Annotated in this window: 7 protein-coding genes; 3 read left to right on the forward strand and 4 right to left on the reverse strand. The window is 39.8% G+C overall.

The window, feature by feature from the left end; genetic code table 11:
• Window positions 1-11: 11 nt before the first annotated feature.
• Window positions 12-1,283: a serine--tRNA ligase gene (gene serS, locus ACR2F7_RS06985; RefSeq protein WP_432712864.1), complete on the reverse strand. Its 1,272-nt coding sequence runs from the start codon at window positions 1,281-1,283 to the stop codon at window positions 12-14.
• 48 nt (window positions 1,284-1,331) lie between these two features.
• On the opposite strand from serS, the gene rsmI reads away from it, so the two are divergent.
• From rsmI to lnt, 3 genes are read left to right on the forward strand one after another with little or no spacing between them, the layout of a single operon-like run.
• Complete coding sequence (rsmI, locus tag ACR2F7_RS06990; RefSeq protein WP_432712870.1) at window positions 1,332-2,048, forward strand: 16S rRNA (cytidine(1402)-2'-O)-methyltransferase; 717 nt, start codon at window positions 1,332-1,334, stop codon at window positions 2,046-2,048.
• Between the two features lie 26 nt (window positions 2,049-2,074).
• A complete protein-coding gene (locus tag ACR2F7_RS06995; RefSeq protein ID WP_432712865.1) occupies window positions 2,075-2,728 on the forward strand; it encodes a PH domain-containing protein in 654 nt (217 codons plus the stop codon).
• Window positions 2,729-2,731: 3 nt separating this feature from the next.
• A complete protein-coding gene (gene lnt, locus ACR2F7_RS07000; protein WP_432712866.1) occupies window positions 2,732-4,363 on the forward strand; it encodes an apolipoprotein N-acyltransferase in 1,632 nt (543 codons plus the stop codon).
• Here the strand turns inward: lnt and ACR2F7_RS07005 are convergent, their stop codons facing one another.
• The 3 genes from ACR2F7_RS07005 to pafA form a co-directional block, all read right to left on the reverse strand.
• The gene (locus ACR2F7_RS07005; protein ID WP_432712867.1) at window positions 4,364-6,004 is read right to left on the reverse strand and encodes an NAD+ synthase; all 1,641 of its coding nucleotides are present in this window, start codon (window positions 6,002-6,004) and stop codon (window positions 4,364-4,366) included.
• Window positions 6,005-6,009: 5 nt separating this feature from the next.
• Entirely contained in the window at window positions 6,010-6,684 is a 675-nt protein-coding gene (locus ACR2F7_RS07010) for a porin family protein (protein ID WP_432712868.1), read from the reverse strand.
• Window positions 6,685-6,790: 106 nt separating this feature from the next.
• Window positions 6,791-8,455 (reverse strand): alkaline phosphatase PafA, encoded by a 1,665-nt coding sequence (gene pafA, locus ACR2F7_RS07015; RefSeq protein ID WP_432712869.1) that lies wholly within the window; start codon window positions 8,453-8,455, stop codon window positions 6,791-6,793.
• Window positions 8,456-8,564: the final 109 nt, after the last annotated feature.

The following is an 8,564-nucleotide window of genomic DNA, read 5'->3' on the forward strand; positions in this document are numbered from 1 at the left end:
GAAATCGTTAATTAATCGATCATATCAAAACCAGTATATTTTACTAAGGCCTCAGGAATTTTAATGCCCTCAGGTGTTTGATAGTTTTCTAAGATAGCAGCTACTATTCTTGGCAATGCCAATGCACTTCCGTTTAAGGTATGCGCTAACTGGGTTTTGCCCGTAGCACCTTTAAACCTTAATTTTAAGCGGTTACTTTGGTAAGTTTCAAAGTTTGATACTGAAGAAACCTCCAGCCAGCGTTGTTGTGCAGCACTCCATACCTCCATGTCGTAAGTCATGGCAGAGGTAAAGCCCATATCGCCACCACATAAACGCAACACACGGTAATGTAAGCCTAACTCCTGCAATAAGGATTGTACATAAGCACTCATGCCTTCCAGAATCTCGTAAGATTTGTCTGGGTGAGCAATTTGTACTACTTCAACCTTGTCAAACTGGTGTAAGCGGTTTAAACCACGGACATGCGCACCATAAGACCCTGCTTCGCGACGGAAACATGGTGTATAAGCACAGTTTTTAACAGGAAGTTCTTCTTCTTTTAAAATGACATCGCGGTATAAATTAGTAACCGGCACTTCAGCAGTAGGGATTAAATAAAGGTTGTCTACTGTAGAATGATACATTTGTCCTTCTTTATCTGGCAGTTGACCAGTACCGAAACCTGATGCTTCATTGACTAAAAGAGGTACTTGCATTTCACGGTAACCTTGTGCAGTAGCATGATCTAAAAAGAAATTGATCAATGCCCTTTGTAAACGTGCACCTTTTCCTTTATAAACAGGAAAGCCAGCACCAGTAATTTTCGTACCCAGTTCAAAGTCAATGATATCGTATTTTGCAGTCAATTCCCAATGTGGCAAAGCCTGCTCATTGAGTTCTGCCGGCGCACCGTGAACATAAACAACTTCATTCTCTTCTGCCGTAGAACCAGCTTTCACCAAATGATGTGGAATATTAGGCAGCTGCACCAACAATTGATGTAACTCCTGTTCAGCAACAGCCAAATGATCAGAAAGAGCTTTTATCTTTTCTTTATTGGCCGTTGTTTCTGCTTTCAGTGCTTCAGCTTCGTCCTTTTTGCCATTACGCATCAACTCGCCGATCTGCTTTGCACTTGCATTTGCTATAGCCGAAAGATTGTCTAAGGAAGTTTGAGTTTGTTTGCGTTCATCATCCAATTGGATAATTTGATCAACCAGCTCGAGCTGTTTAAAATTACGGGAACCTAAGCGTTCTAAAACTTTCTCTCTATTTTCACGGATATAGTTAACTTGCAGCATTATTTATATATTTTGAACAAAGATAATAAGAGTTTGGAGACACTGAACATGGATGGTAAACTATTTCTTGTTCCTACCCCGATAGGGAACCTGGAAGATATGACTTTCAGAGCCATTAGGGTATTGAAAGAAGCGGACATAATTTTAGCGGAAGATACACGAACCAGTGCACCTTTGTTGAAGCATTTTAATATAGACAAAAAAGCCTATTCCCATCATCAGCACAATGAGCACAAGGCGACTTCAGAGATCATCAAATTTTTGAAAGAAGGTAAAAATGTAGCTTTAATATCAGATGCGGGCACACCAGCTATCTCCGATCCGGGTTTTTTCCTGGTGAGGGAAGTGCTTAAAAATGAGTTGCAGGTAGAATGTTTACCCGGCGCTACTGCTTTTGTACCAGCGCTTGTTAATTCTGGCTTACCTACAGATGCCTTCGTTTTTGAAGGCTTTCTACCTGTAAAAAAAGGACGCCAAACACGCATAAAAAAGCTGGCAGAAGAAGAGCGAACCATTATTTTATATGAAAGCCCACATCGCCTGTTGAAAACACTGGAAGAATTTGCCGCGTTCTTTGGTGAAGAACGTCAGGCTTCAGTGAGCAGGGAGCTCACCAAAATGTATGAAGAAACGGTAAGAGGCACACTTATTGAAATAAAATCACACTTTGAAAACAATATTTTAAAAGGAGAATTTGTAATTTGTGTTGCAGGGAAACCTGAAGAAAAGAAAACAAAAGCAGACAGACCTGATTACAAAAAGTAGTCAACCGCTGCACAATTTTAAAACACATGATGTCAATAGATAAATTTTTAGCCGAAGAGCAAGATCCTAAAACTGTTGAAAAGGTGGTAGGAAAATTAACCGACCTGCTGAGCAGCAATGAAGAGCTTCTTTATATAGCCGTACAGAAAAGACCTGCTGTTAATTTGATGCCAGATTGCATTGCGCTGAGCAATAAGCGTCTATTTTATTGCGAGCCGGCAAACTTCGGTATCACCATGAACTTTAAAGATATTTCATGGAAGAGCATTAAGGAGGTGTCCTTTAAAGAAGAGTTATTTGGCGCTAAGTTTATCTGTGTACCGCAGCAAGGAGAGAATATCGTTACTGAATATATTCCTAAAGCACAGGCACGCAAGCTTTTTCAAGCTACTCAAGAAAAATTAGCTGCATATAAAGAATCGCTGGCACAAGTTGAAAAAGAAGAAAAACAAGCAATAGAAAGTTATTCTTCAGTTCAGGAAGAACCTATAGCAATAGAACCCGCAGCCATAGAAGCTGCACCTGTTGAAACCTTTGTTGCACCGGTACAAGAAAAATTACCGGAGCCAGAAGATGAGACTACGCTTAAATTAAGGAAGCTAAAATCTTTATTTGACAAGCAATTGATTACACAAGAAGAATACGAGGCTAAAAAAGCCAGTATATTAGAAAGTTTTTAAAAAATGATTTCAAGAAATACCGTAGGCTTAGCCATACTAAGTGCGTTTTTAATGTGGTTAGCATGGCCTCCTATGCCCTATACAACACCTTTGCTCCTTGTTGGGCTTGTTCCTTTGCTGATTGCAATTGATCAGATTAAAAACAGTAATGTTGTAAAGAAAGGAAAGCACATTTTTCTAACCGCCGGCATTACCTTTTTAGTATGGAATACAGCTAGCATTTATTGGGTTTACAATGCCATTAGTGCAGATAATAACTTTATAGTAGCCTTTTTAGTATCCCTTATTCCTTATGGACTTGGCGCTTTATTGATGACTTTTGCTTTTTGGCTCTATCATCGTTTAAGCCTGTATACCTCTAAAAAATTAAGCTATGCGGGTTTAATCAGCTTTTACATTGCCATGGAATACCTCCACCAAAGCTGGGACCTTTCATTTCCATGGATGACCCTGGGTAATGGCTTATCAGGCATGCACCAGTTGGCACAATGGTATGAAAGCACAGGTATTTATGGTGGCTCGCTCTGGATACTATTGAGTAATGTTTGTGCCTTTGAAGCTTATAAAGCATTTAAAACTCAACAAGGTTATTTTAAATATAGACCTGCTTTCATATGGGCCTTTGTGGTTATTCTTCCTGCAGCAATTTCACTCAGCAGGTATTATTCTTATGAAGAAAAAGTAAACCCTGTTAATGTGGTGGTGGTACAGCCCAACATAGATCCCTACCAAAAATATGGTAACATCAGCGCAGGAGAGCAACTGGATATCCTAACGCATCTTTCTGACTCTATTGCGCAGCCAAATACAGAATATTTTTTCTGGCCGGAGACAGCCTTGCCTACTTATAACAATGAAGACCGCATCCGCAGCAGTCAGGAGTTTACCTTGTTGCAGCAGTTTATCCAAAAGTACCCCAATGGATCACTGGTAACGGGCATGGAAACGGTAAAGACCTATAATGAGCCGCAGACATTGAGTGCTACACATGATGTTAATTCCGGTTTATATTTTGATCATTTCAATACGGCCATGCAAGTGGAGAACTCTGCTGCAGTTCAATTTTACCATAAATCTAAATTGGTGCCGGGGGTTGAAAAACTACCCTTCCCAACAGTGATGGCCTTTTTAAAACCTGTATTTGCTAAATTAGGTGGTACGGTTGGTGGCTGGGGCTGGCAAGAAAAACCAGGTGTATTTTATGCCTACAGCGGCATTGGTGTGGCTCCTGTTATTTGCTATGAATCTTTATGGGGAGATTGGATTGGCCAGTCTGTAAAATCAGGGGCACAGTTTATCGCTATCATCACCAATGATGGCTGGTGGGGTAATACCACCGGAAAAGATCAGCACTTCTTATACGCCAAATTAAGGGCTATAGAAAACCGCCGCTGGGTGGTGAGGTCTGCCAATACAGGAATCTCTGGCTTTATTGACCAGAAAGGTAATGTGGTGCAGAAAAGTGAATGGTGGACCAGGACTGCTCTAAAAGCAGATATCAACCTGAATGACGAACTCACCTTTTACACCAAGAGTGGCGATTTAATAGCAAAACTACTATGTGTAGCCGCGCTGCTGCTTGCCTTAATTATCCCCTATAAAAGGTGGATAAAAAAGACAAAGGCGGCGGTATAATTAAGAGAGGTATTTACCTACAAGAGGCATTCTTCTACCCATACCAAAAGCTTTTGGAGAAACCCTTAATATAGGTGGAGTTTGGTAGCGTTTAAATTCTGCGGTATTCACCATTTTGATGATGCGGCGAACCAAAGCTTCCTCATAACCCTGTGCTATAATTGCGGAAGAGCTTTTCCGCAATTCAATATACTGGTATAAAATCTTATCCAGGGTATCATAATCTGGCAGGGAGTCAGAGTCTTTCTGTCCTGGCCTCAGCTCTGCAGAAGGTGGTTTAACCACTGTATTTTCAGGGATAACTTCTGTGTCTTTATTAATATAGGCGGCAAGCTGGTAAATCTGTGTTTTATAAACATCGCCAATGACGCCAATGGCACCACACATATCGCCATATAAGGTACCATAGCCTACTGCACACTCGCTTTTATTAGAGGTATTCAGCAAAATATAACCAAACTTGTTAGACATGGCCATAACCACAATACCCCGGCAGCGTGCCTGTATATTTTCTTCTGCAAGGTTAAATGGCAGACCTTTAAATGCCGGAGCCATCATGCTATCAAAAGCATCAGCAGCATCTTTAATAGCAATCACTTCATGCACACAGCCAATATTGTTCACTAAATCCATCGCATCCTGAATGGAATGGTCAGATGAATATTTAGAGGGCATTAATACAGCCATCACATTTTCAGGCCCTAAAGCACGACAAGCCAAGGCACAGACTATGGCAGAGTCAATCCCTCCAGATAAACCTAGAACAGCTTGTTTAAAGCCTGATTTATCAAAATAATCCTTGATACCTAAAACCAGTGCATCATGAATTTGGGCGATGTCTGGCTCCTGTACACGTTGAATAGGTTGTAAGCCCTGTAGCTGTCCGTCGGCAAATTCATATACGCGGAGTTCTTCCTTAAAGTAAGGCATTTCATCAAGGATGTTGCCATCAGCATCAAATACCAAAGAGCCACCATCAAAAACGATTTCCGTTTGTGCCCCTACCTGGTTTACATATAAGAGTGGCAAGTTATATTTCTTCGCATTGTCGGCCAGCACAACCACACGTTCCTCATCATGACAATAAGAAAAAGGCGATGCAGCAATGTTGATCATCACCTCTGGATTTTGCTTAATCAGCTCATCCATTGGGTTAGCCACATATAAAGGATTGGTGTTGATATTCCACAAATCCTCACAAATAGTCAAGGCAATTTTTACCCCCTTAAAGTCTATGCACTCAAAGGTAGTTGCAGGTTCAAAATAGCGATATTCATCAAAAACATCGTAATTAGGCAACAGGGCCTTTTTAGTAACCGCTTTTACTTTTCCCGCCTCAATAAAATAGGCAGCATTGTAAAGATCCTTACCGGCCACCTGTGTATTTTTTACAGGCAGGCCAATGATGCAGGCAATATCCTGACAATGAGCAGCAATTTGCTGTGCTGCTGCTTCACATAGATCGGTAAACTCTTCAAACTCCAGGAAATCTCTTGGCGGATAACCACACACGGCTAATTCAGCAAAGACAACAAGGTCTGCACCCTGCTTTTTAGCGAGTTGAAGATGGTCAATTATCTTCTGTGTATTGGATTCAAAGTTTCCAATATGGTAATTCAGTTGGGCTAATGCGATTTTCATACTCATTAGAAAAACACACCAAAATTAATGCCGATGTAATGACTGCGTACGTTTCTACCAGAATCTTTCACAATATTGGTAAAGCCATTGTTATACGTAAGTCCTGCGGTAATGCTGGAGCGGTTATCAAGGTCAAACTCTCCACCGGCACCTAAAATTAAACCAGCCCTGTAAAATTTAGTCTGGTCGTTGATGTTTTGATCGCTTACCAAAGACCTGCCCCCAACTTCTACGTCCTGCTTGGCGCCAATGTTAAAGTCGTTAGATAAGCCAAACTGACCATACCAGCTGATATCACCAATTTTACTCGTCCTTAACTTCACTGTAAAAGGAAGCTCTAAATATTGTAATTTGTATTTTAGGTTATAAGCCGTACCTGTATTGTTAGTAGATCCGTTGTGATAAAAAGGCGGATCAATTTCGGTACTTTTACCATTAATGGTCGTTACCGTTAAACCTGTGGAGAAGCTATAGTTTTCAGCGAAATTAAAATCGCCCAGTAAACCATAAGAAAAGCCTAAACTCAAGCCATCGCCTTTCCCCTTTTCTGGTTTTAACCAACCAAAGGTAGGATGAGCAGTAAGACCTAACCTAAAGCCATAATCTGGTGCCGCATAGTTTTGCGCAAAGAGGGCTGTTGAAGAGAAAAATAATATTAACGCAATACAGGTTTTTTTCATATCATCTATTTTTAAAGGTAATAAGGCCCGCATGGATGGTGCAGGCCTCAATAAATATAGCTTTTTACAGCTGTTAATGTTATAACGCAAAGATGAACAAATCTATCTATTTTTGACTTTTTAAAACTTCAGTAATTGGAGAGCCAATATTTCCATTAGGTTCCTGGATGTTTAACAAGGCTGCAACAGTAGGGGCAATATCTGTCATGCTAAAAACTTTATTTGTTTTACCGGTTTTAATTCCCCAACCCATAAATACCAATGGGATATGAGAATCATAAGGATTCCAGCTTCCATGAGTTGTTCCTGTAGACTTTGCTGTACCACTGTATAACTGTGGTTCTAAGATAATTTGGATAGATCCACTCCTTTTATAATTATAACCATTCACAATGCGTTCACGGATTCTTAATGGAATAGCAGCCTCTGCAGCCTTATCCATATCGGTTACAAAAGCTACGCCATCAACATCACGTAAAAATTCAATTGCTTTTTCCTTAAGTGCCGCTTTATTAAGTTTTTGTGCTTTAATCAACACATTGTTAAACTGCACCTGGTAATTTGTAAGGCTTAAAACAATATTATTTTGACCGAAGGTGCTCGTTAATACATCATTTAAATTCTTTAAAGTGCCTTTAGAATCAAAGTATCCGGCATTGGCTTTTTTGTCGATCATAAACTGAGGGTTATGCGCTGCACCATGATCCGCGGTTAGAAAAACAGTATAATCGGCAGAACCAATGTTCTTGTCTAAAAATTTAAACAACTCTTCCAGGTCTTTATCTAAACGAAGGTAGTTATCTTCAATTTCCACCGCATTTACAGCAAATTGATGCCCAATATAATCTGGGGAGGAAAGGCTTACCGCAAGAAAGTCAGTAGCACCACTTTCATTATGGCCCAAATTTTCTTTGATGATAGCGTCTTTAGCAAAGTTTAAAGTTACTGTATTACCAAATGGTGTTGAGCGCAACAATCCATATCCGTTATCTTTAATTAACTGAGAAGTTTTTACAGGGAAAACCGGAGCTGCAGATCCTTTAAACTTTCCTTCATAAATGTTGTTATCTGCAATGCTCTGCATATAGGTTTCAATAGGATAAAGCGTATTCCAGTCTTTACTTAAAAAAGCCTGAGGCTGTTTTTGGTTGTTAAAGTCCTGTACCCATTTAGGAAGATCTTTTTGATAATAAGTGCTGGATATCCAATTAGCAGTTTCTCCATCATACCAATATGCAGCATTAGCGAAATGACCTGCAGGCAATATAGAGGAACGGTCCTTTAAAGCAATACCAATGACCTTAGATTTAAAGTTTGTGGCTAACTTTAACTCATCTGTAACAGTTGAAACCAACATGTTTTTGGGAGACATTTTACCACTGTTGTTGGTTGTACCAACACTGGTTACACTTTCATCTTCCGTACAATAAACGTTTTTTCCTGTAGCCTGGTTAATCCAGTCATTACCTGCTATGCCATGGATGGCAGGTACACTACCGGTATAAATGGAGCTATGGCCAACGGCTGTGTAAGTAGGAACGTGCGTTATATAAGTATTATCGCAAGAATAACCTTCATTTAACAAACGTTTGAATCCTTTGTCGCCATATCTTTGGTAAAAACGATATAGATAATCCCAACGCATCTGATCTACAACAATTCCGACAACCAGTTTAGGCCTTGGCGTATCTGCTGTTTTGGATTGTTGTGCATTTGTAGTCAATGAGCTTACAAAAAGTACAATACAAGTGGTAATTACTTTATAATTCATAGTTTCAGTGTTTGTTTGCGCCAAAATAAGAATAGCCTTTTGATTTACATAATAACTGATGTTAGTAAATTATTAATTAAGTTTAACGATCAGCTATGAAAACCCATAC

This window comes from Pedobacter sp. (assembly GCF_045628745.1).
In the GTDB taxonomy this organism is placed as follows: Bacteria; Bacteroidota; Bacteroidia; order Sphingobacteriales; family Sphingobacteriaceae; genus Pedobacter.